General features: G+C 39.8%; 18 protein-coding genes and 2 pseudogenes. 6 read left to right on the plus strand and 14 right to left on the minus strand.

Annotated features, from left to right (window positions below):
* The first annotated feature begins 192 nt into the window (after positions 1–192).
* Positions 193–951 carry a hypothetical protein gene (locus tag F908_RS12805; RefSeq protein WP_005162620.1) on the plus strand — a complete coding sequence of 253 codons (759 nt, stop codon included), beginning with the start codon at positions 193–195 and terminating at the stop codon, positions 949–951.
* 143 nt (positions 952–1,094) lie between these two features.
* Here the strand turns inward: F908_RS12805 and F908_RS12810 are convergent, their stop codons facing one another.
* The 12 genes and pseudogenes from F908_RS12810 to F908_RS12865 form a co-directional block, all read right to left on the minus strand.
* Complete coding sequence (locus F908_RS12810) at positions 1,095–1,898, minus strand: enoyl-ACP reductase FabI (RefSeq protein WP_005162622.1); 804 nt, start codon at positions 1,896–1,898, stop codon at positions 1,095–1,097.
* 141 nt (positions 1,899–2,039) lie between these two features.
* Entirely contained in the window at positions 2,040–2,774 is a 735-nt protein-coding gene (locus F908_RS12815; protein WP_005162633.1) for a Bax inhibitor-1/YccA family protein, read from the minus strand.
* Positions 2,775–3,135: 361 nt separating this feature from the next.
* On the minus strand, positions 3,136–3,414 hold the full coding sequence (locus F908_RS12820) for a hypothetical protein (protein ID WP_005162636.1): 279 nt from the start codon (positions 3,412–3,414) through the stop codon (positions 3,136–3,138).
* A 111-nt stretch (positions 3,415–3,525) separates the two neighbouring features.
* Positions 3,526–4,029, minus strand: coding sequence for a DUF6586 family protein (locus F908_RS12825; RefSeq protein ID WP_004659066.1), 504 nt, complete (start codon positions 4,027–4,029; stop codon positions 3,526–3,528).
* Positions 4,030–4,101: 72 nt separating this feature from the next.
* Positions 4,102–4,461 (minus strand): annotated as a pseudogene (locus F908_RS12830) (ASCH domain-containing protein).
* Positions 4,462–4,467: 6 nt separating this feature from the next.
* Positions 4,468–4,713, minus strand: a complete 246-nt coding sequence (locus tag F908_RS12835; protein ID WP_004802550.1) for an RNA recognition motif domain-containing protein — start codon at positions 4,711–4,713, stop codon at positions 4,468–4,470.
* A 56-nt stretch (positions 4,714–4,769) separates the two neighbouring features.
* Positions 4,770–6,749, minus strand: coding sequence for an ATP-dependent helicase (locus F908_RS12840; protein WP_005162641.1), 1,980 nt, complete (start codon positions 6,747–6,749; stop codon positions 4,770–4,772).
* A 121-nt stretch (positions 6,750–6,870) separates the two neighbouring features.
* Positions 6,871–7,443, minus strand: coding sequence for an HdeD family acid-resistance protein (locus F908_RS12845; RefSeq protein ID WP_005162644.1), 573 nt, complete (start codon positions 7,441–7,443; stop codon positions 6,871–6,873).
* A 178-nt stretch (positions 7,444–7,621) separates the two neighbouring features.
* The gene (locus tag F908_RS12850; RefSeq protein ID WP_005162645.1) at positions 7,622–8,380 is read right to left on the minus strand and encodes a hypothetical protein; all 759 of its coding nucleotides are present in this window, start codon (positions 8,378–8,380) and stop codon (positions 7,622–7,624) included.
* Between the two features lie 88 nt (positions 8,381–8,468).
* Positions 8,469–11,108, minus strand: coding sequence for a type I DNA topoisomerase (topA, locus tag F908_RS12855; protein ID WP_005162646.1), 2,640 nt, complete (start codon positions 11,106–11,108; stop codon positions 8,469–8,471).
* Between the two features lie 33 nt (positions 11,109–11,141).
* Positions 11,142–11,591 (minus strand): hypothetical protein, encoded by a 450-nt coding sequence (locus tag F908_RS12860; protein WP_005162647.1) that lies wholly within the window; start codon positions 11,589–11,591, stop codon positions 11,142–11,144.
* Positions 11,592–11,795: 204 nt separating this feature from the next.
* Complete coding sequence (locus tag F908_RS12865) at positions 11,796–12,041, minus strand: SlyX family protein (protein ID WP_005162651.1); 246 nt, start codon at positions 12,039–12,041, stop codon at positions 11,796–11,798.
* Positions 12,042–12,073: 32 nt separating this feature from the next.
* Here F908_RS12865 and F908_RS12870 point away from each other — a divergent pair, with 32 nt between their 5' ends.
* A complete protein-coding gene (locus F908_RS12870) occupies positions 12,074–13,981 on the plus strand; it encodes an ATP-binding cassette domain-containing protein (RefSeq protein WP_005162653.1) in 1,908 nt (635 codons plus the stop codon).
* A gap of 59 nt (positions 13,982–14,040) precedes the next feature.
* Here the strand turns inward: F908_RS12870 and F908_RS15750 are convergent.
* A pseudogene (locus F908_RS15750) lies at positions 14,041–14,169 on the minus strand (RNase III inhibitor); the annotation flags it as partial.
* A 168-nt stretch (positions 14,170–14,337) separates the two neighbouring features.
* Between F908_RS15750 and F908_RS12875 the strand changes: the two are divergent.
* Positions 14,338–15,273, plus strand: coding sequence for an LpxL/LpxP family acyltransferase (locus F908_RS12875; RefSeq protein WP_004659087.1), 936 nt, complete (start codon positions 14,338–14,340; stop codon positions 15,271–15,273).
* Positions 15,274–15,555: 282 nt separating this feature from the next.
* Here F908_RS12875 and F908_RS12880 read toward each other — a convergent pair whose 3' ends face one another.
* Positions 15,556–16,665 (minus strand): endonuclease/exonuclease/phosphatase family protein, encoded by a 1,110-nt coding sequence (locus F908_RS12880; RefSeq protein ID WP_005162657.1) that lies wholly within the window; start codon positions 16,663–16,665, stop codon positions 15,556–15,558.
* Between the two features lie 189 nt (positions 16,666–16,854).
* Here F908_RS12880 and asd point away from each other — a divergent pair, with 189 nt between their 5' ends.
* The 3 genes from asd to F908_RS12895 all read left to right on the plus strand — a co-directional run bounded on the left by asd (position 16,855) and on the right by F908_RS12895 (position 20,857).
* Entirely contained in the window at positions 16,855–17,973 is a 1,119-nt protein-coding gene (gene asd / locus F908_RS12885) for an aspartate-semialdehyde dehydrogenase (protein ID WP_005162659.1), read from the plus strand.
* A gap of 141 nt (positions 17,974–18,114) precedes the next feature.
* A complete protein-coding gene (locus F908_RS12890) occupies positions 18,115–19,617 on the plus strand; it encodes a type IV pilus assembly protein FimV (protein WP_005162662.1) in 1,503 nt (500 codons plus the stop codon).
* Between the two features lie 61 nt (positions 19,618–19,678).
* Positions 19,679–20,857 carry a hypothetical protein gene (locus F908_RS12895; RefSeq protein ID WP_005162666.1) on the plus strand — a complete coding sequence of 393 codons (1,179 nt, stop codon included), beginning with the start codon at positions 19,679–19,681 and terminating at the stop codon, positions 20,855–20,857.
* Positions 20,858–20,895: the final 38 nt, after the last annotated feature.

Below are 20,895 nucleotides of genomic sequence, written 5' to 3' on the forward strand. Positions count from 1 at the left end.
TTGGAAAAAAAGAAGAATTTAAGAAAGTGCTCGCAATTTTAAGGAAGAAAAAGCCTGATAGGACAAGGGCCCTATGAAATTTGTCGTGTACAGAGTTATATTGGATAAGCACAAAATTAATTATACGGTATTTTCATTTTGGTTATGTGGCAAATTTCCCGTGTAACTATAGTTAAATTTCAAGGAGAATTTATGCATAGTCCCAAAGCGAAAGCACTATATGATCATGTGGATTTCTTGCGTAACCTTATTAATGGGCGACTTGCCAAGGGTCCAAGGGAAGAAGAGTCGTTCCCTTGCTATGCAAAGCGATCACTGAAATTGAATGACGGCAAAGATTGGAGTTTTCTCTGCTCAGGAATGGATCTTATCGGTGATACTTCCTTATCGCTTGATCATTTTTTAAGATTCGGCATGGAAGGTGTTTCGAGGTACAACGAAGTCGGCGAGAAGTACCTCAGATTGTATGGGGCTTTGAATTCAACATACATCCAGCAAGAAGCGGTTTTTACTATTTGTAAACTTTGCCAACTTTCAGAGCAGTCTGCTTTCCGAGATAGACTAGAGAAGCTTGAAATCCGTGATATCAGGCATAAGCTAGGGGCTCATAGCATTGACTATATAGATAAGCAAAAGGAAGACGTTCTTTCTTTCGTCCCAGTAAGATTCGATATGAGAGGGCTGCATCTTAATTATATTAATAACAATGATCTATCACAGATATCTGTAAATTTACTATCAGGCATAAATGAACATCTGGATTTAATGTCTGACATTATTTACGCAACTCTAGAGAAGATTAAGAAAACACTTTATAAATCGAATCCAGATAAGATCGAAGAGATAGATAAAGGTTTGGAAGAGTTGCGAGTCAAGAGAGCTGGTGGTCATGTTTTTGATCATGAGGATGGTACGCGAGCTATATTCTCGCCCGTAGCAGAGAATATTTAACAAGCGCAAGCACAGGGACAAAATTTCAGCTGCGCTTCAATTTTTCCCTTGTTGCGGGCGTTATACTTTTAAAGAACCCACCCTCTTCAAAAAAACAAAGCCGCTATAAAGCGGCTTTATTCAATAATTTAGATTAATCTAAATTATTCATCATCCATCATTGACTGGCTCATACCGACAGTATTGAAACCACCATCAACATAAAGGATTTCACCCGTAATACCTGAAGCCCACGGTGAGCAAAGGAATAACGCTGCATTACCCACTTCTTCAATCGTTACATTACGTTGTAGCGGAGCAATCTTTTCATTAGCATCTAACATTTTACGGAATGACTTAATACCAGAAGCTGCCAATGTACGGATTGGACCCGCAGAGATCGCATTCACACGAATCCCCTCTTTACCCAAGCTTAGTGCTAAATAACGAACACCCGCTTCTAAAGACGCTTTAGCCATACCCATCACGTTATAGTTTGGCATCACACGCTCAGAACCTTGATAAGTCAAGGTTAGTAAACAACCTTTACGTGCTTGTAATAATGGTTTAGCAGCACGAGCCATCGCAACAAAGCTATACGCACTAATGTCATGTGCAATTTTAAAACCCTCACGATCCGTCACGTCGGTAAAGTCACCATCCAACGTATGTGCAGGTGCAAAACCAATCGAATGCACAACACCGTCTAAACCATCCCAATGTTTTGCCAACTCGACAAAAGTATTGTCAATTTCTGCATCAATCGCTACATCACAAGGAAAAACCAGAGTTGAACCAAACTGTGCTGCAAAGTCATCAACACGTTTTTTTAGCTTTTCATTTGGATAAGTAAATGCTAACTCTGCGCCTTCACGGTGTAATGCTGTCGCAATACCGAAAGCAATTGATAATTTACTTGCAATACCAGCAATTAAAAAACGCTTACCAGCTAAAAGTCCTTGTGACATCTTATTCTCACTCGAAAAATTTTCACCACATCATGCCAAGATTCCTGATTTTTCGGAATTGCATAATCCACCTTTTTTACAATCTTGCATAAAAAAATCGCCTTCATATGAAGACGATTTATGTTTTATATCAATTCAAATTTAATCATCACCTTGAATTAGGCTTAATAAGCGCATGAATGAATAGTACATCCACACTAAAGTCGCAAGTAAAGCAATCGCACATACCCATTCAAATGCTTTAGGAGCACGTTGTGCTGCTGCATTTTCAATAAGATCAAAATCCAAAATTAAGTTCAGTGAAGCAATTACAGCAACAAATCCAGCAAAACCAATACCTAACCAATTGCTTTCAAAAATATAAGGAATACTTGAACCAAAGATCAAACGTAAAACGATCTGCACAACAAAAACTAAAGCAATCGCAATAGAAGCTGAAATTACAATTGCCTTAAATTTTTCAGTCGCACGAATAATTTGGAATTTATATAACGCAAATAAAACCAAGGTTGTAACAAAGGTCGCAAGCAAAGCTTGTAAAGGAACACCAGGAAACTTCAGTTGAAAAATAAAAGAAATACCGCCTAAAAATGCACCTTCAAATAATGCATAAGGAATTGCTAAAGCTGGTGCAGTATTTGATTTGAAAGTGGTAATCAAAGCTAAAATTAAGCTCCCAATAATTCCAACAATTGTTGCAGCATACGCAATTGAAAGATTAGCAGTGATTGCACAATAGAAAAATAGTGCCATTCCCAATACAGCTGCAATCACTGTCAATAATACTGACTTCTGAATAGCACCTTGAATGGTCATTGGCTCAGTTATATCAGTATAGGTTTCCACCCGAGTTAAAATTGGATTATTACTTTGCATGTAAGCTCTCTTTTTATAGTAAGCAAATAAAAATTGAGTTTATGATATTTTTTATTCAATCCCAATATTTTTTACATTTAATAAAGCTTTAATTTTTTGCAATTTATTGATAGCTAATCCATTAAAAATATATGAAACAAAGTATTTGATTGCAAAATTAAAGCACATTTTATGACTATAACTTTCATTTCGTAGCGAGAACCATAAGCTTTTATTTATAGTCTACATCTCTTTATACCAACTGAATTAATTGTAATAAAATCTGTATTCATCTAAGTAACATAAGCAATAAAAAAAGGAGTCGCATTTTAGGACTCCTTTTTAAATCATTTTTAGATTAGAGTGAAATATTACAGTTCTTTTAGCTAAAGTGCTGTGGTTGCTCATCAATAACTTCTGCTTGTAACTGATTCATCTGTTTTTCCAACAAACCAAATAAAGCGGCTTGGATCATATGCTGTGCAACGGTTGGCGTCTGATCACCCAAAATCTTTTTAACATCTTCACTAAATTGAATTTTAACCAAAGGTTCTGCTTCCGAACCAGCATTACGCAAGGCAAGCTCTCCACCTTCAAGTTGAACTAACTCGAGAACGGCTTCTTGGCTACCAAATAACTCTTTTAACTGTTGCATTGACATACATTACTCCATGTTTCTACATGGTGGCAAAGCGCTACTGCACTTTGCAATCTCACGTCTTATTTATATAAGTGCTACTCACTCATATTTCAAGTCTATGTTGTACTCGAATTAAAACTCAACCATTTCATTGCGAAAACCGTCAATCAAATGGCTTAATTCTCTATGCCATTCTCGTAATATTTTCGCATCGGGTAACCATGCTTGAGGACTTTGAGTCACCTTAATAATCAAATTCGATGAGGTCTCATTTTCAGGCTCTGGTGCTGTTGGCTCGGGTGCGTACTGACATAAACGATACGCACGTTTGAGTTCTGCAATAAAACCATCTTTAGCAAGTTGCTGTAATACTGAAACTTCTGGTGAGACTTGTCCTTTAACTGCCATCTGTTCTTCAATCGACTTAAACGTCGGTTGCAAATCATTTAAACGATAATAGCGCACCAATTCTTGTAAAAACGCTAAAATTGCCCCGTGTAAATGAAATACTGCTGCCTCACGATATGCCTGCGCTTGTTGAATATGTTCAGTTTGCTCAGCTTGTTGACATGCAAGTCGGGCAAAATACAATTTTTGATTGGTACGATCAGCATGGTAGCGAGCAACACGAGACATAATAAATCCCTTTTTCAGTTCATTTAAATCAAGACTGATTGTAAAGCGAATTGATGCTGAAACAAATAGCACTCACAACATCAATTCAATACGATAAAGTTTACGTTTTGCTATTGTATGTAGAGGTTGGGCGACAGGGCGAATATTACTGATGAGCCAAGCCAAATATCCTTCAGCCCAATACGTTGCACAAGCTGCATCAACTTCATCAGATTGCCATGGATGCACTGATTCAATATCCACCAATGCAACGGCAAAACCAACGTCTTCATCCCCATCATTCAAAAGAAAGTGTTGATTCTCTACAATCATCAAATTTTTCAGTGGCAACATTCGAGGTTGCTATGAGCGAATCTCAAGCGTTTTAATTTTCTTGGCTATTCGTTCAGCATTTGGTGCAACCATTGATAAAGCAGTATATGGCTTTAACATTGATAATTAAGCTTTATCATCCGCAGCTTTGACACGAATGCCTTGGCTTTTTACTTTCAAGGTGTTTAAACCTTTAATTGCTTTAATCGCTTCACGTGGATTTGGCATTTCAACAAAACCGAAACCTTTCGATTTACCCGTTGCTTCGTCTTTGACCACGACACAAGACTCAACTTTTCCATATGCTTTAAATAAGTCGAGAATTTCCGCATCAGTCACATTACGGTCTAAATTACGAACTAAAATTTTCATGCTAAAACCTAAAAGATGATTCATTGCAGAATCAAAAGAATTTGAATCTGCCTAGTTTAATCGAAATCAATCCCAAAACCTAAATTGATTGTAGTCGTACGAGAATGATTGCTTTGGCCGTAGGCACGTGGAATATCCCGATGAATCTGAACATCGACTAAATGTTGAGGTAAATCATTGAGGAAGTAACTTTCTATTTTTCTTCCTAACTCATCATATTGATCTTGTGACCATAAATTTAAATTCTGTTTGGTCAAAATCAATTCATCTTCTGCACGTGTTAAGGCCACATAAAGCACACGACGCTCCTCCTCCACATCATCAAAATCGCCTTGTGCGCGTGCATGAGGATATTGATTGGGAGATACATGTGGAACATAACAAACCTTTTGTTCAGCACCCTTGGCTGAATGGATGGTAATCAGTGTCACTAAGTCTTGGTCAGGTGTTTTATCAATTTCTGAAACAGAAATTGGATCAAGTACATATTCTTCTAAAAATTCACCAAGTGAATGATGCTTACGTGCTAATTGTTTCACCAAATCAAAATCTTTGACTCGGCGTTTCCAGTCTTTGCTTTTATAGTTATTTTCCAGTTGTTCCGTCAAAGCATCCAACGCCAAGCCAATACAGGCTTCCACTTGCTGCTGTAACACATCAAGCTGTTTTAAAATCAGAATTGCCTGTTGTGGCACTTTGCCATGTCGTTCTAAACGTTTGCAACGTTCATCTAGATCAGGCAATTGAATTAAGGCCTGTGCCAACTTACTGGCACCGACATCACCAATACCATCCCAAAGCGTCAGGAAACGCATCCAGGCTAAATCATCTTGTGGGTTAACGCTGACCCGAAGCAAGCTCAATACATCTTTGACATGCGCCGATTCAAGCAGTTTTACCCCACCAACAAAACGATAAGGGATATTGGCTGCAATTAAAGCACCTTCCAAATAACGCCCACTAAAACCTGAGCGCAGCAACACCATATGTTCTGCCCAAGCCGCACCTTGCATATGACGACGATTCAAGTCCTGAATAATCCAATTGGCTTCCTCAAACTCATTACTCAAGATATGCAGTTGTGGCTTTAACCCTTTGCCCCGATAAGCCTGTAGATGCTTGTCATATTCAATTTGGCTCTGCTCCAGCAGCCAATTGGATAAATCCAAAATACCTTGGGTCGAACGATAATTCATTTCCAAAGTCAGTACTTCAGCATCGGGTACACGTTCTTTAAAATGATGGATATTTTCAAAATCTGCGCCACGAAAGCCATAAATGGATTGTGCATCATCCCCTACGCAAAACAGTTTTACCTTGCCAACTAAAGGCTGAAGCAAAGCCCATTGCAGTGGATTAGTATCCTGCATTTCATCAACTAATAAGGCAGAGCAGAAACCAGTGACCCACTTCACTAACTCTGGTGAACTTTGCAAATGCACAGCAACAATAGATAGGATGTCATCATAATCTAGAAAATTACGTTCTTGCTTGCGTTGCTCATAGGCTTTCATCAATTCAGCAATTTGAGCTTTATACTCAACCGCTTGGGGTAACTGCTCAACCAATGCATCTGACAATTTGGTTTTAGTATTCCGCGCATAAGAATACAGATCGCACAATTCTGCAGCCTTCGGCAAGACATTGCCCTTATCTTTACCACGCAATAAGCGGAACATCAACAACTGATCATCTCGATCAATAATACTGAACTGGGTCAGCCCAAAAGCCCGTGGATTACGGCGCAATAGATACATACAAAAAGTATGAAAGGTTGATGCACGTAAACCTTTGGCCTGTGCGCCCATATGTTGTTCAACACGTGTCACGATTTCACTTGCTGAACGTCGGGTAAAAGTTAGAATCTGAATTTGTTGTGAAGCTAAACCTTGATCAATTAAATATGCTGCTCTTGCCACGATGGTTTTGGTTTTACCACAACCTGCTCCAGCCAAGACCAAACAGTTTTGCGCTGTTGTGGTGGCAGCCTGTTTTTGTTGTGGATTCAGTTCATCAATCAGGGCGGCAAGTGTCATACAATCGGTCAAGCAAAAATGAATCGATATTTTAACAGACTAGGCACATGCAAATGTTTCCTGCTACAAAACAAAAAGAGCATGTAAGACACATGCTCTCACTTGTCAAATGAACCATAAATTAAACTGTGGTTGAACTATGGGGTAACTGCTTAATTGCACTCGCAAAGGTTAGATAGTTAATTCCCTGAAATAAAATATCAATTGCAAGGAACATTCCCAATACCCAGAACGGTGAATCAGGTGATGATAAGATCAGGACACCTGTTAACAGGGTGAGTACGCCCGAGAAGAGTACCCAGCCCCAGCCTGAAATTGGTCTCAGGATAAATGCGTTTACACTACGGATAATCCCCGCAATAATTAATGCAATCGACAAAAAACTGGTGAGCATCACTGCAGTAATCACAGGTGTGGTAAAAGCAAAGTAACCAGCGGCTAGATATAGCACACCAAACAAAGCCCACAACCAACGTGTGCCCCCTTTAAACACCATAAATGCGGCAACAAAATGCAAAATACCACCCAACATCATTAACACACCAAACAACAAGACGGCAGATAATGTTGCAAATGGTAACGCTGCTAAAAGCATTAGGCCAAAAATAACCAATAACACACCCAATAACAGATACCATTTACGATCAGCGTGTAGCTGATTGCGAACCAGATCATTACCCACTGTTTTCATCATGATTTACTCTTTTATCATCAATGTGCTATGTATATATTGAGCGTGTTTTAGACCTAACTCTGTATAAGGCATGTTGACAATTCATGACAAAATGTTGAAAAACCAGTGTTTTATTCCATAATTTTTTATTGAGGTTGTTGTTTTACAAGATATGGATAAGTCAAAACTTATCCACAATTTACTTGATCCAGCCAATTTCCTGCGCGGTCAGCACACTAATCACGGTTTGTTCCAAGTCATTTGGCATTTTACTTTTATGCTCTGAAAGTGGGATACGCCCTCCCATGATTTCCGCCTCAATTTGTGGATACAAAGGTTGCTTATCCGCCTGTGCATAACCAATCGGGAAAATAGGTTCACCATTGTTCAAATTATATTTATCGGTCGCGCCAAAAGCGTGCAATAACTCATGCACTAACACTACATTATTTTGCTGTGTCTGTTTAGCTGAGGCAAACAGATTGACTGAACCAATTCGTCCACGTTCCAGCGCAGTTGAGTGCTTGAGTTCCCGATTTTGCTTCGGATCATAGAAATTCAGATATAGAGTTAAACTTGGTGAACCATCAATCGATTGATGCTGCTTCCATGCATAAAAGCGAAACTTTAGGCTCCATAGAATATTATCCAGAATACTTAGCTGCTCAGACATCTTCGGTGGTGCTTGTTGCAATTCCCTTCCGATTTGAACCATAAAGTAGCTGCTTTGCCCTCGATATTGCTGGCTATTTTTTTCTAGATACTGCTTCACCTCAGCAAAATCATCTTGCTGCAATGTTTGAATATACTGCTGTGTTGTAGGCAACCCATCGGCATTAATCGGATGCAACAATACATTAATCGGCTGATTCCAATCCTGATTTTGATCACGATAAGCATTGACTGCAACAATCAACAACACCAGTAGTAAGCAAGCGACTCGAATATTTTTCCACATGCATTTCACCCCAATCAAAATTAATTTTTCTTTTTATTTGTTCAATAAAAAATGCCAGCAATCGCCAGCATTTTTTAAACTTTAATGTTTAAGCTTCTACCCATTTCCCATCTTGGAACACCAAACTCCACTTGGTCTGCTTGCCTTCAGCGGTTTCAGAACCCACATATTGTGCTTGGTTCTTACGGCTGAATTTCACCACCGTTGGATTGCCTTCAGGATCAAGATCTGGTGCTTCTAACAAGAACTGATACTTCGGATCAAGCTGCTCAGCCACACTGCGTAATTCAGCCACTTTTGGTGCACGGGTCTCACGAATTTTCGGAAATTTGCTGGCGGCTAAGAACAGACCTGCCGCACCATCACGCAATACAAAATAATCATCGTGTTTGGTTGAGCGTAGGTGTTCCATTTTGATTGGATCAACACGCGGTGGTGCAGGCTGACCATTCTTCAACACTTTACGGGTATTATCACAGCTTGAGCAGGCAAAATATGGACCAAAGCGACCTGTTTTAAGCTGCATTTCGCCATCACATTTATCGCATGGAATGGTTGGGCCATCATAACCCTTGATCTTGAATTCGCCTTCTTCAACTTCGTAGCCATCACAGTCTGGATTATTACCACAGACATGCAGTTTACGGCCACCATCCACCACATAGCTGTCCATTGCAGTACCGCATTTAGGACAGCGATGTTTCGACATCAGGTCTGCTGTTTCAGCACCATCATCATCCGACAATGCCGCCAAAGACTCGACAGGCGTTAAGTTGAGTGTGCCTTTACAACGCTCTTTCGGTGGCAGGTTATAACCTGAACATCCCAGAAATACACCTGTAGTTCCTGTACGAATCTGCATTGGACGTGAACATTCAGGACAAGCCACATCCGCCACTTCGACTGGCTGATTACGGCGCATGCCGCTTTCACCCTGCGCATTGGTCAAACGTTTCTTGAAATCGCCATAGAATGTATCTAGTAACTCTTTCCAGTTACGCTCACCCATTGCGACACGGTCTAATTGGCCTTCTAAATCTGCGGTAAAGGCGTAATTCATCAAGTTATTAAAACTTTCATCCAAACGGTCTGTAACGATCTCCCCCATCTTCTCTGCAAAGAGACGACGGTTTTCCAATTTTACATAACCACGTTCTTGAATCGTTGAAATAATTGCAGCATAAGTCGATGGACGACCAATGCCTTTTTTCTCTAACTCTTTCACCAAAGACGCTTCAGTAAAGCGTGCAGGTGGCTTGGTAAAATGCTGACTCGGATCAAGTTTTTCTAACTTAAGAACTTCACCAACTTTTACCGCAGGCAATAAAATATCATCATCTGATTTATTGGCACCACGAACACGGGTAAAACCATCAAATACCAGTGTGCGGCCTTTCGCCTTTAACTCAACATTTGACGCTTCAACAGTCAAGGTTGAAGATAAATATTCTGCTGGTGTCATTTGACAAGCAACAAATTGACGCCAAATCAAATCATATAAACGCTGTGCATCACGCTCGACGCCTGCAAGTTTGTCACCCGTCAATCCGACATCTGATGGACGAATCGCTTCATGCGCTTCTTGCGCGCCTGCTTTATTGCCATAACGGTTTGGCTTGGCAGGCACGTATTTTTCACCAAAATTTTGCTGAATATGGTTACGCACCATATTCACCGCGTCATCGCTCAAGAAAGTTGAGTCGGTACGCATATAAGTAATAAAACCACCTTCATACAAACGCTGCGCCAGCATCATGGTTTTCTTTACAGAGAAACCTAAACGCGTACTCGCTGCTTGTTGTAAAGTTGAAGTGATATACGGGGCACTTGGATTAACTTTGGTGGGTTTGTCTTCACGCAATGCCACTTTATATTCAGCATCTTTCAATACACTGAGTAAGGCATCAGTTTCGGCTTTATTTTTAAGCTTGAGTGTTTTACCTGCTTGCTTAACCGCTTCTAAGCGAATGTCTTCTTTCTTGGAAATGGTATCTGCAAAAACTTGCCAGTATTCTTCTGGGATAAATGCACGGATTTCACGTTCACGTTCAACCACCAGTTTCACAGCAACTGACTGCACACGTCCTGCCGATAGACCACGGGCAATCTTTTCCCAGAGTAATGGCGACACCATAAAACCCACCACACGATCGAGGAAACGACGCGCCTGTTGAGCATTCACACGGTTTAAATCAAGTCGTGTTGGCTGTTTAAATGCTTCTTGAATGGCATTCTTGGTAATTTCGTTAAAGACGACACGATGGTAGCGACTATCATCCCCACCAATCACTTCTCTTAAATGCCAAGCAATCGCTTCCCCTTCTCTATCCAAGTCCGTTGCGAGATAGATAGCATCTGCATCTTTGGCGAGTTTTTTTAGTTCGGCAACCACATGTTCTTTGCCTGGGAGCACTTCGTAATGTGCAATCCAGTCATGCTCGGGATCGACACCCATACGATTAATCAGTGCGGACTGGGCTTTTTCGGCTTTCTGTTCATCGGTCAGTTTAGTACGAGTTGCGGGCTTCTTTTCAGTGGATTTCGCCCCGCCTCCTGTCGGTAAATCACGGACATGACCCACCGATGACTTCACCACATATTGTGAACCCAAATATTTATTAATTGTTTTCGCTTTTGCAGGCGACTCCACAATCACTAAGGCACGTTTCTTTGCAGCAGGTGTAGGAGCTGCTGTGCTTTCTGAAGCAGAGCGTGGAGTATTCGCCATAATAAATCGTTTTTCCTATAATTAATCAAATAATTAGCGCTGAGCTAATTCATGTAAATATGCTTTGATTGCTTCAAGCTGAGTGGCTCTTAAATCAGTTTCTTCATCCCAATATAGCCCGACACAGTTTGCCTGCATATCAATAGCATAAACTCCTGTTAATGCAATGGGTAAATCATTAAATTTCTGATCACCCTGCACAACCTGAAGCTTGCCATCAACAACTCTTGCACGCATAAGTGCTAAGCGAGCATCCGGAATAAGCACACTATAATAAGCAACCATACTGGCGCGTTTTTCAGATGCCATTGGAATTTTCGTCCACTCAGGCGCAACGATGAGTCGTGGGTGTAATCCCATTTTGCGAGCTTGATCTCGCATTAAACCGAGTGCTTTTTCTCTTGGACTGACACGTAAGCCAAAAATAGAGCCAAGTACAAATAGCACAATGGCAACAGTTATCCAAATTCCAACATTACTCATTAAAGGTGCCCAAAACTTCCTTTTATTAGCGTTACATAAGTTGAATGAAAAAGGCAAGTTTTCCTTACAATTGTATTCGGAATAAGAGTTAAACTCGGAAATATAATTATAATTTAAGCTTATTAATTTAAAGTTTTAAAATATCATTCATTCAATGAATGACGAACTTTAAAACTACACCTTTATTATTCAATATTATCACCATCAATAATGTGGTGGTTTATTACTCATTGGATCAAAAGGCGCAATCCCTTCCGATAAATCAGAAGACTCCACTCGACGATATAAAAGTTGCATTTGTTTTTTTAAAATTGCAATTTCTTGAGTCTGAATTGCGAGCTGTTGATTTAATTGTTCAACTAAATCGTCTAAAAATGCAATTCGGACTTGCAAATCTTCAATGGGTGCGGACAATGACGCGTGATCATCAATTTTTTGTGGTTTAGTCATTTCAGACCTCATCTGAACTCTTAGGAAACATTATGGCCTACATTACTTTAAGGGATGTCCATCTCGCATTTGGCGGACCTGCCCTACTCGACGGCGCGAACTTTAACCTAGAACGTGGCGAACGAGTCTGTTTAATTGGTCGTAATGGCGAAGGCAAGTCTACTTTATTAAAACTGATTGAGGGAAGTTTATTACCTGATACAGGTGAAGTTTCGATTCAAAATGGTTTAACTGTTTCAATGTTAGCCCAAGACGTGCCGATGGATTCAGGCAAAGTGGCCGATATTGTTGCTGATGGCGCAGGAGAAGCTGCAACCGTACTCAAAGCCTATCATGAAGCAAGTGATGCCTGTGTATTAGGCGATATGGAAGCCTGCGACCATATGGGCATGTTACAACACAAGCTCGATCAGCTCGATGGTTGGGCACTTGAAAACAAAGTAAATACCATTTTAGGTAAAATGGGGCTAGATCCAAATGCAGATTTAGCGGACCTATCAGGTGGACGTAAACGTCGTGTGCTCTTGGCACGTGCCCTACTTACCCAACCTGATGTGTTATTACTGGACGAACCGACAAACCATCTGGATGTTGAAAGTATCGAATGGTTAGAAAAGTTCTTACTTGATCAAAATAATCTAACTCTTTTATTTATTTCACATGACCGTTCTTTCGTAGATAGCATTGCAACACGTATTGTTGAACTCGATCGTGGTATTTTACGTGGTTATGAAGGCAATTATTCACGCTATTTAGAGCTCAAAGCTCAGCAAATGGAAGCTGAAGAAAAACAAAATGCTTTATTCGATAAAAAATTAGCAGAAGAAGAAGCGTGGATTCGTCAAGGGATTAAAGCACGCCGTACCCGTAACGAAGGCCGTGTCCGTGCCTTAAAAGACTTACGTGAACAATCTAAAGCGCGTCGTTCACAGCAGGGCAAAGTCAGCATGGCGACACAAGAAGCTCATCGTTCTGGTAAGCTGGTGTTTGAGATTGAGAACCTAAGCGTCAGTTATGGTGAGCAGCCGTTAATTAAAGACTTCTCAGCAATCGTATTACGTGGTGATCGTATCGGTTTAGTCGGCGATAATGGTGTGGGTAAAACGACCCTAATTAAAGCGATTTTAGGTGAAATAGAACATAGCGGTGCGGTGAAAACAGGTACTCAACTGGAAGTGGCTTATTTTGACCAACTGCGTAATGCACTTGATCTTGAAAAAACCGTGATGGCCAACGTGTCTGAAGGTTCTGATTTTGTCGATGTGAATGGTAACCGCCGTCATATCTATAGCTATTTGCAAGATTTTTTATTCTCGCCAGAACGTGCCCGTACGCCAGTCAAAGCACTGTCTGGCGGTGAGAGAAACCGTATCCTATTAGCAAAACTGTTACTCAAGCCATCGAATTTAATCGTGATGGATGAGCCAACCAATGACTTGGATATGGTGACACTTGAGTTGCTTGAAGAAATGCTGTCTGACTACAAAGGTACTTTGTTACTGATCTCGCATGACCGTGCTTTCATGGACAATGTTGTGACTTCGACTTGGGTATTCGATGGTAAGGGCAATATTGATGAGTACATTGGTGGCTATCAAGATTACTTGGAACAACGCCCTGACCAAAAAGTGGTTGATCAGAAAAGTGATGTGAAAAAAGCACAAGCCAAAGCAGAAGCAGCGGCTGCCGCAGCATCAGCACCAAAGAAGGTCAAGCTGAGTTATAAAGATCAGCGTGAGTTAGAGCAACTCCCTGCTGAGATGGAAAAGCTAGAAAAAGAACAAGCCGAACTTTCAGCAAAACTTGCAGATGGTTCTTGGTTTGTCTCTGACGCTAATGCTGCAACTTTAGCGAGTCAACGTTTAGGAGAAATTGAAGAATCTTTGCTTGAGAAATTGGAACGTTGGGACATCTTAGAAAATATGTCGAAAGGCAATTAATCAGATGATGAGCATCTATCCATAAAATGATAGATGCTCTATTAAAATCCAATGAATGCTTAGATTTCAAAATCATCTTTTAATGACTGATAAATATTAAAATTTTCATCATCAAAACAAACAAAAACTACTTCTTGGACTGACTGACTTTGTTTTAACTCGTCATTAATCACTTTAAACGCGATTTGGGTAATATCTCCCTTAAGTATGCTTATCTGTTTTAACATGGTCTCCTGATCAAAATATTTATTTATCTATACACAAAAAGGCTGTGCTTTATCTTTTAGATTTAAAGTCGTAAAACTGACTTCATGTTACACTGCTTCAAAATTCAATATCATTCATATTTCTAGTTTATGAGCCAACAATCGTCTTATATTCCTGGTGAGTTTCAATGGGAATTTTTACTCCCTAAGTATTGGAAAATCTGGATCGCCATCACTTTTCTCATGCTCTTAGCAATCTTACCTTGGGCAATTCAATGGCGCTTGGCACATGGTTTAGCCTCATTATGCTGGCACTTGCTCAAATCACGTCGAAAAACCACAATCAGAAATCTGGAAGTTTGCTTCCCTGAATGGTCTCCTGTTGAGGTTGAAGCACAAGCAAAACAAGTGTTTGTCGACATGATGTTGGGTGTATTTGAAACATTGAATGCTTGGTATTGTCCAAATTGGTTTAAAGGACGCCATAGTATTGAAGGTCTAGAGCACATTAACTCAGCCAAAGCTCAAGGCAAAGGTATCTTATTGCTAGGTACACACAGTACTTTATTGGATGCCGGTGGTTATATTTGTGCTCAATATTTTGAGCCTGATGTGGTCTATCGTCCTCAGAATAATCCGATGTTGGATATGCTGATTTATCGTTGTCGCGCAACCATTTATCAACAGCAAATTGATCATGATGATATGCGTGGCTTGGTTCGTCGCTTAAAAGATGGCGGTGCGATTTGGTATAGTCCAGACCAAGATTTTGGCTTAAAACAAGGTGTCATGGCACCTTTTTTCGGTGTTCCTGCTGCCACTGTTACTGCACATCGTCGTCTATTAAAAATCTCCAAATCTGTTGCAATCCCGCTTTATTTTTATCGTTATGGTGATGTTCGTAATCCACAATACAAAGTTTTGATTGAGCCTATTGTTGAAAATATGCCGAGTGAAAATGAACTCGATGATGCAATTCGGGTGAATAGAATCATTGAGGCTCAATTGCGTATCGCACCAACTCAATGGATGTGGTTTCACCGTAGATTCAAAACCCGAGCAGAAGGTTACGAAAAAATTTATTAATATTTAGAGAAAATTAAAACCCGAGTTTCGCATCCTGCAAAACTCGGGCAAATGAGGTTGTGCTTTCACATCTTTGTTATTATCTTGCTTCCATCGCATGCATCATATCCATAATGCATTTTCCATCTCAGCGTCGCTATCCTTAAACGGAAATCCATTCCTGCGTCCATGTGCTGATGTATCTAGAATAAATCTTTTGATCAAACTAGACTATTCGCCGTAGACTTAAATCAATGTACGATATTGCTTACATCACGATATTTGCCATTTCATTCTATTGAGTCACTTATAAGGCTGAGCCAATTCATCAACAACTTGCTTGTGCTCTTGTTCTGCTTTTTCTATACCATCCCGAATCGCTTCTTGAGCCTCTTGTTCATCTTCAGCGCTTTGTTCTAGTTCTTCCTGCTGTTGCTCAAAAATACGACCCGTCTGTAAAACGACATAAATTGGAAAATGATCAGAACCTATATGAGATAAACGTTTCATTTCCACTAGGCCAAAGTCGGTACTATGAAAGATATGGTCTAAAGACCAACGTAAAAGCCGATAATCTGCGTGAAAAGTATTCATGAAATAGCGACCTACCCGTGGATCTAGCAAACCACTGATTCGTTGAAATAATCGCGTGGTGCGTGACCATGCCACATCATTAAGATCCCCCATGACAATACAACTTTCATCCAAATCTTTTATTCGATCGCCAATAATTAAAAGCTCGGCATCTCTTAAAGTTGAATCTTTAGCTTCAGTTGGGCTTGGTGGTTTAGGGTGTAAACAATATAACTGTACTTGGATACCTGAACGTAATGTTACCGAAGCGTGTATAGATGGAATTTCATCACTTAAGATAAATTTCACTTCTGTATCGTGCAATGGCAAGCGGCTATACAGATGCATACCATATAAGTTATCTAAAGGTACGGGCACGCGATAAGGATAATCTTGTTCAATGTGAACTAACGCATTTTGCCAACTTGAATCTGACTCTAATGTCAGCACAACATCAGGTTTTAATGTGTCTATATGCTCAAGTAATAAATGATATTTATCATTTGGCGTCAATACATTGGCAACCAGCAATGAGATTTGCTGGTTTTCATTGATTTGCTCAGGCTTAACTTTTTGAACTTGTTTTTTCCAAATCGGGGTATATGGTAGAACCATTTTCAACTGATAAGCGATTGCTGCGACCAATCCAACAAACAACAACTCGGTAGTCAAGGTCCATTCGGGAATGGCAAATAACATTGCAAAAAAGGCGAAGAGACCGAGTGCCAGAATCTGTAAGCGCGGAAAGTCCGCACCTCTAAACCACCACTCATCTCTGGGGATTAATGACCAAAACGAAAGCCATATAACCAATACTGCACAAATCTGAATCCATATCATGTTCATTTTTCTCGTGGGGATGTCTTAGATTCTCAATAAAGTTATGGCTTTATCAATTTTCTATCTAATACAAACAAATTATTCCACTCAATTAAATTATCGTTTTATTTACGTAAAGCTTGCAGTTGTGGTCGCTTTTGATACACTCAAACCCCTTAAAAGTTTTTTGAAATACCGAGGCACAATGACATGAAAGTAGGTCTGGTCGGTTGGCGTGGGATGGTGGGTTCTGTCCTTATGCAACGTATGGTTGAAGAGAATGATTTTGCTCATATTGAGCCATTCTATTTTTCTACCAGTAATGCAGGTGGCGAAGCGCCTTCATTTGGTGGTAAGACTGCCCCAGCACTTATGGATGCTTCAGACATTAACAGTCTGAAACAAATGGATGTCATTTTAACCTGCCAAGGTGGTGACTATACCTCTGATGTATTCCCGAAACTCAAAGCAGAAGGTTGGGATGGTTATTGGATTGATGCTGCGTCTACCCTTCGTATGGCTGATGATGCAATTATCGTACTTGATCCAGTAAACTTAAATGTGATTAAAGATGGTTTAGTCAACGGAACAAAAACTTTCGTTGGTGGTAACTGTACAGTTTCACTTATGTTGATGGGTTTAGGTTCACTTTTCCAAAATAATTTGGTTGAGTGGGCTACCTCAATGACTTACCAAGCAGCTTCTGGGGCTGGTGCGCAAAACATGCGTGAACTCATCACGGGTATGGGCTATTTGTACAACAATACTAAAGAATTACTAGATGATCCAAAATCTGCGATTCTTGATATTGATCGTCAAATTGCTGACTTACAACGTGGTGAAGGTTTCCCTAAAGCAAACTTTGGCGTGCCACTCGCTGGTTCATTGATTCCATACATCGACAAACAACTCGAAAGTGGTCAATCAAAAGAAGAATGGAAAGGTCAAGTTGAAACCAATAAAATCTTGGGTAATCAACAAATCGTTCCAATTGATGGTCACTGTGTTCGTATCGGTGCAATGCGTTGCCACTCACAAGCAATCACTTTAAAGTTGAAAAAAGATGTTGCGCTTGATGAAATTGAAGACATGATTCGTAACTCTAGCCAATGGGCGAAAGTGGTTCCAAATACTCGTGAAGCTTCAATGACTGACCTGACGCCTGTTGCAGTAACAGGTACTTTAACTGTTCCTGTAGGTCGTTTACGCAAGCTAAATATGGGTAAAGAATATTTAGGTGCATTTACAGTAGGCGATCAGCTACTTTGGGGTGCTGCTGAACCTTTACGCCGTATGCTTCGTATTTTAGTTGAATACAAGAACGCTTAAGCAAAAACATTTAAAAAACAAAAGCCGATCACATTTGATCGGCTTTTGTTTTTTATCAAACATGAATATTTTACAATTCATTTACATCACGGTAATGTATACTTTTGAATTGACTAAAACATCACTTTTTCATGGATCGAGATGACTGTTTATAACAAATTAAAAGTTGCCATTTTAGCCATCATTTCTTCGCAACACCTTTATGCGATTACACTCGATCCATTGCAAATCCAATCTGCACCTGGTGAATTACTCTACGCAGAAATGAGTTTTCATCAAGCTGATCCTACCGCAAAATTAGATGTAGGCTTAGCAACACCTGAAGATCTTTTAATGATGGGTGCTGCTCATCAGCCTCCGAGTGGCCTAAATTTTTATACACGTCGCAATTCACAAGGTGAAGGGGTGATTGTGATCACTTCTATACGTCCAATGACAGACAGTGAACTTAATATTATTCTTAAAATACAAGAAAGTGGTGCATCACATTTAAAGCATATTAAGCAACCTATAGGACAAAGTTCGAGAGCGCTATCCGCTAAAGCAGCTACGAATGAAAAAACACTTTCACCTAAATATATTGTCAGTGAAAAAGATATTGCGCTCAATTTACCCGAAAGCACTCGCTTCAGTTCACCGATTGCAACAAATGTAAAAGAGCTTAATTTAAAGCAAGAAAATTTATTAAATGTCTCATCAGCTTTACCACCCATATTAAATAGCTCACAATCAAAGCAAAGCTCTCCAGTAGCAATATCCGTTGTTACAACGCCGATACCAAGCCAAAATAAGGACACTGCAACTGCAAAAATTAGCCCTAAAATCGAAACAAATAATATAAATACGACTGCAAAAGTAAAAATTGAATCAAATCCAACGCCTACCATGACTAAACAGCCTATTGTTCAAGTCGCAGCTCAGCCAGTTCAAACTGCGAGTCAACCACAAACACCAATCGAAAAAAAATCAAAACCTCTCGATACAAAGCCAGCCGAACCACAAGAGAAATTTAAAAAACAACAACCTACACAAACTGCACAACAAGCTAAAAAGAAAGCACCTGCCACAAATAGCAATTCCATGACTGCATCTAATAACTCAGCTCAACAGCATGTCGTGCAGCGTAATGAATCTTTGTGGAGTATTGCGCAACAAATCGCATCACAAACACAACAGCCTGTTGCTAAAGTTATGAATCAGATCAAAGCACAGAATGAGCATGCTTTTATTGGTGGCAATGCAAATCGTTTAAGACAAGGGTCTCGTTTAAATTTCAATCTAAATACAACACCATCTCGTCAGAATACAGCAATAAATCAAATAGCAGCACAGACAACACACCCTCGATCAGGTCAAGCCAAATATCGCCTGCAGCAAGCGGAAATGTCACTGGTCGCTGAAAGTAACCAAGATTCAAGCAATGGAAGTGCGAAAAAAGACACATTACAGCAAAAAACCAGTGCAGATTTATCATTAAAAGTTATGACAGCACGAGAAAAAACCGTTACATTACAAAGAAACGTAACACAGTTAGAATTGGCATTACGTAACAAGGAACAACGTATTCAGCTATTAAATGCTCGGCTTGCAGAGTTACAAGATCAGTTGAAAGTGCAGCAGGAAACTAAAAAGCCAACACGCTAGGTTACGAGAAGATTCTCATAAATTTGCACCAAAGCGGCTCTATCTTTAAGGGGTATAGATCATGTCAACTATAATAATTGTACTGCTAATCGTCGTATTAGTTGTTGCAATCGTTTTAAAAAAACGCAGTGACAACCAAACTACTGCAACATCTAAAAAAGGTGCTACAGCAAAATCAGCGAAGAAAGCAGCTACAACTAAAACTTCACGTACGACATTAGCACGTGAAGAACAAGAATCTGTTCCAGCCGCCGCAACCGCGATTCCAGAGTCTTTACGCCAGAAAATTGAACAGCAAATTCAAAGCGGCAATTATCAAAGCGCAGAAGCACAAATCAATCAGATTTTAAAACAAGATAACTCCCAACATGAGTTATATTTATTTCTCCTTGATATTCACTTAGCTCAAAAAGATGATTTTGCAATTGATCAATTGATCAAACATATTCATGCTTTGAAACTTGATGATATTGCTCAAGCTGCTGAAGCAAAACAACGTGAATATGAAAAAAATAAACAACCTGATGCAATTGATTTCAGTTCAAGCTCAAGCCATTTTCAGCAAACCAGTACATCAGATACTTTAGCAAAAGAGCAAAACAACGCAGATTTTGACGCATTAGCGGCATCAAAAACGTCACAATCATTTGATGACTTACAATCTGGATATGTTGCACCAGCAGAAGAAGCTAAACCAGTTGAACCAGTCCCAGAAGTTCAGCCATTAGATTTTAATTTTTCCTTTGAGAAAAAGGAAACAACCGAAGCTACGCCAACAATCGAGCAACAAGAGAATAAAGAGTCTGCTCCTTTAGAATTCTCATTCAATTTAGATGCTGCACCTGCATCCCCTCCTGTAGTTGAAGAAGCAAAACCTGAATTAGATTTCAATTTTTCAAACTTAGAAGTTACAGAACAAAAAACTGAAGCAGCGCCAACGTTAGATTTTAGTTTTGAACCGACAGAAAACAAGCAAGTTGAAGTTACAGAAACAGTTGTTGAACTTGAACCTATTCAAACCTCGCTTCAAACTACATCTGTTGCAATCAATGACCCTCTTGTACAATCATTTCCTGATTTACAACAGCTTGATGAAGCACAGCTCAATCTAGAACTTGCTGAGCAATATATTGAATTGGGCGCTTATGATTCTGCACGTGAATTATTAAAAAATAGCCCACCATTTAATGCAGAGCAACAACAACATTCACAAAGTTTACTGAATAAAATAGCTTCCTGAATTTGATCGGTCTAATATAAGCAGTCTCTCAGACTGCT

Source organism: Acinetobacter sp. NIPH 284 (genome assembly GCF_000369425.1).
In the GTDB taxonomy this organism is placed as follows: domain Bacteria; phylum Pseudomonadota; class Gammaproteobacteria; order Pseudomonadales; family Moraxellaceae; genus Acinetobacter.

Coding starts and splice junctions, on each gene's coding strand:
- F908_RS12835 (WP_004802550.1), bottom strand. CDS start 4,713: ATGAAAATTTTAGTTCGTAATTTAGACCGTAATGTGACTGATGCGGAA.
- F908_RS12850 (WP_005162645.1), bottom strand. CDS start 8,380: ATGTGGAAAAATATTCGAGTCGCTTGCTTACTACTGGTGTTGTTGATT.
- F908_RS12820 (WP_005162636.1), bottom strand. CDS start 3,414: ATGTCAATGCAACAGTTAAAAGAGTTATTTGGTAGCCAAGAAGCCGTT.
- topA (WP_005162646.1), bottom strand. CDS start 11,108: ATGGCGAATACTCCACGCTCTGCTTCAGAAAGCACAGCAGCTCCTACA.
- F908_RS12865 (WP_005162651.1), bottom strand. CDS start 12,041: ATGACTAAACCACAAAAAATTGATGATCACGCGTCATTGTCCGCACCC.
- F908_RS12890 (WP_005162662.1), top strand. CDS start 18,115: ATGACTGTTTATAACAAATTAAAAGTTGCCATTTTAGCCATCATTTCT.
- F908_RS12810 (WP_005162622.1), bottom strand. CDS start 1,898: ATGTCACAAGGACTTTTAGCTGGTAAGCGTTTTTTAATTGCTGGTATT.
- F908_RS12815 (WP_005162633.1), bottom strand. CDS start 2,774: ATGCAAAGTAATAATCCAATTTTAACTCGGGTGGAAACCTATACTGAT.
- F908_RS12840 (WP_005162641.1), bottom strand. CDS start 6,749: ATGACACTTGCCGCCCTGATTGATGAACTGAATCCACAACAAAAACAG.
- F908_RS12875 (WP_004659087.1), top strand. CDS start 14,338: ATGAGCCAACAATCGTCTTATATTCCTGGTGAGTTTCAATGGGAATTT.
- F908_RS12825 (WP_004659066.1), bottom strand. CDS start 4,029: ATGTCTCGTGTTGCTCGCTACCATGCTGATCGTACCAATCAAAAATTG.
- F908_RS12880 (WP_005162657.1), bottom strand. CDS start 16,665: ATGATATGGATTCAGATTTGTGCAGTATTGGTTATATGGCTTTCGTTT.
- F908_RS12860 (WP_005162647.1), bottom strand. CDS start 11,591: ATGAGTAATGTTGGAATTTGGATAACTGTTGCCATTGTGCTATTTGTA.
- F908_RS12845 (WP_005162644.1), bottom strand. CDS start 7,443: ATGATGAAAACAGTGGGTAATGATCTGGTTCGCAATCAGCTACACGCT.
- F908_RS12895 (WP_005162666.1), top strand. CDS start 19,679: ATGTCAACTATAATAATTGTACTGCTAATCGTCGTATTAGTTGTTGCA.
- asd (WP_005162659.1), top strand. CDS start 16,855: ATGAAAGTAGGTCTGGTCGGTTGGCGTGGGATGGTGGGTTCTGTCCTT.
- F908_RS12805 (WP_005162620.1), top strand. CDS start 193: ATGCATAGTCCCAAAGCGAAAGCACTATATGATCATGTGGATTTCTTG.
- F908_RS12870 (WP_005162653.1), top strand. CDS start 12,074: ATGGCCTACATTACTTTAAGGGATGTCCATCTCGCATTTGGCGGACCT.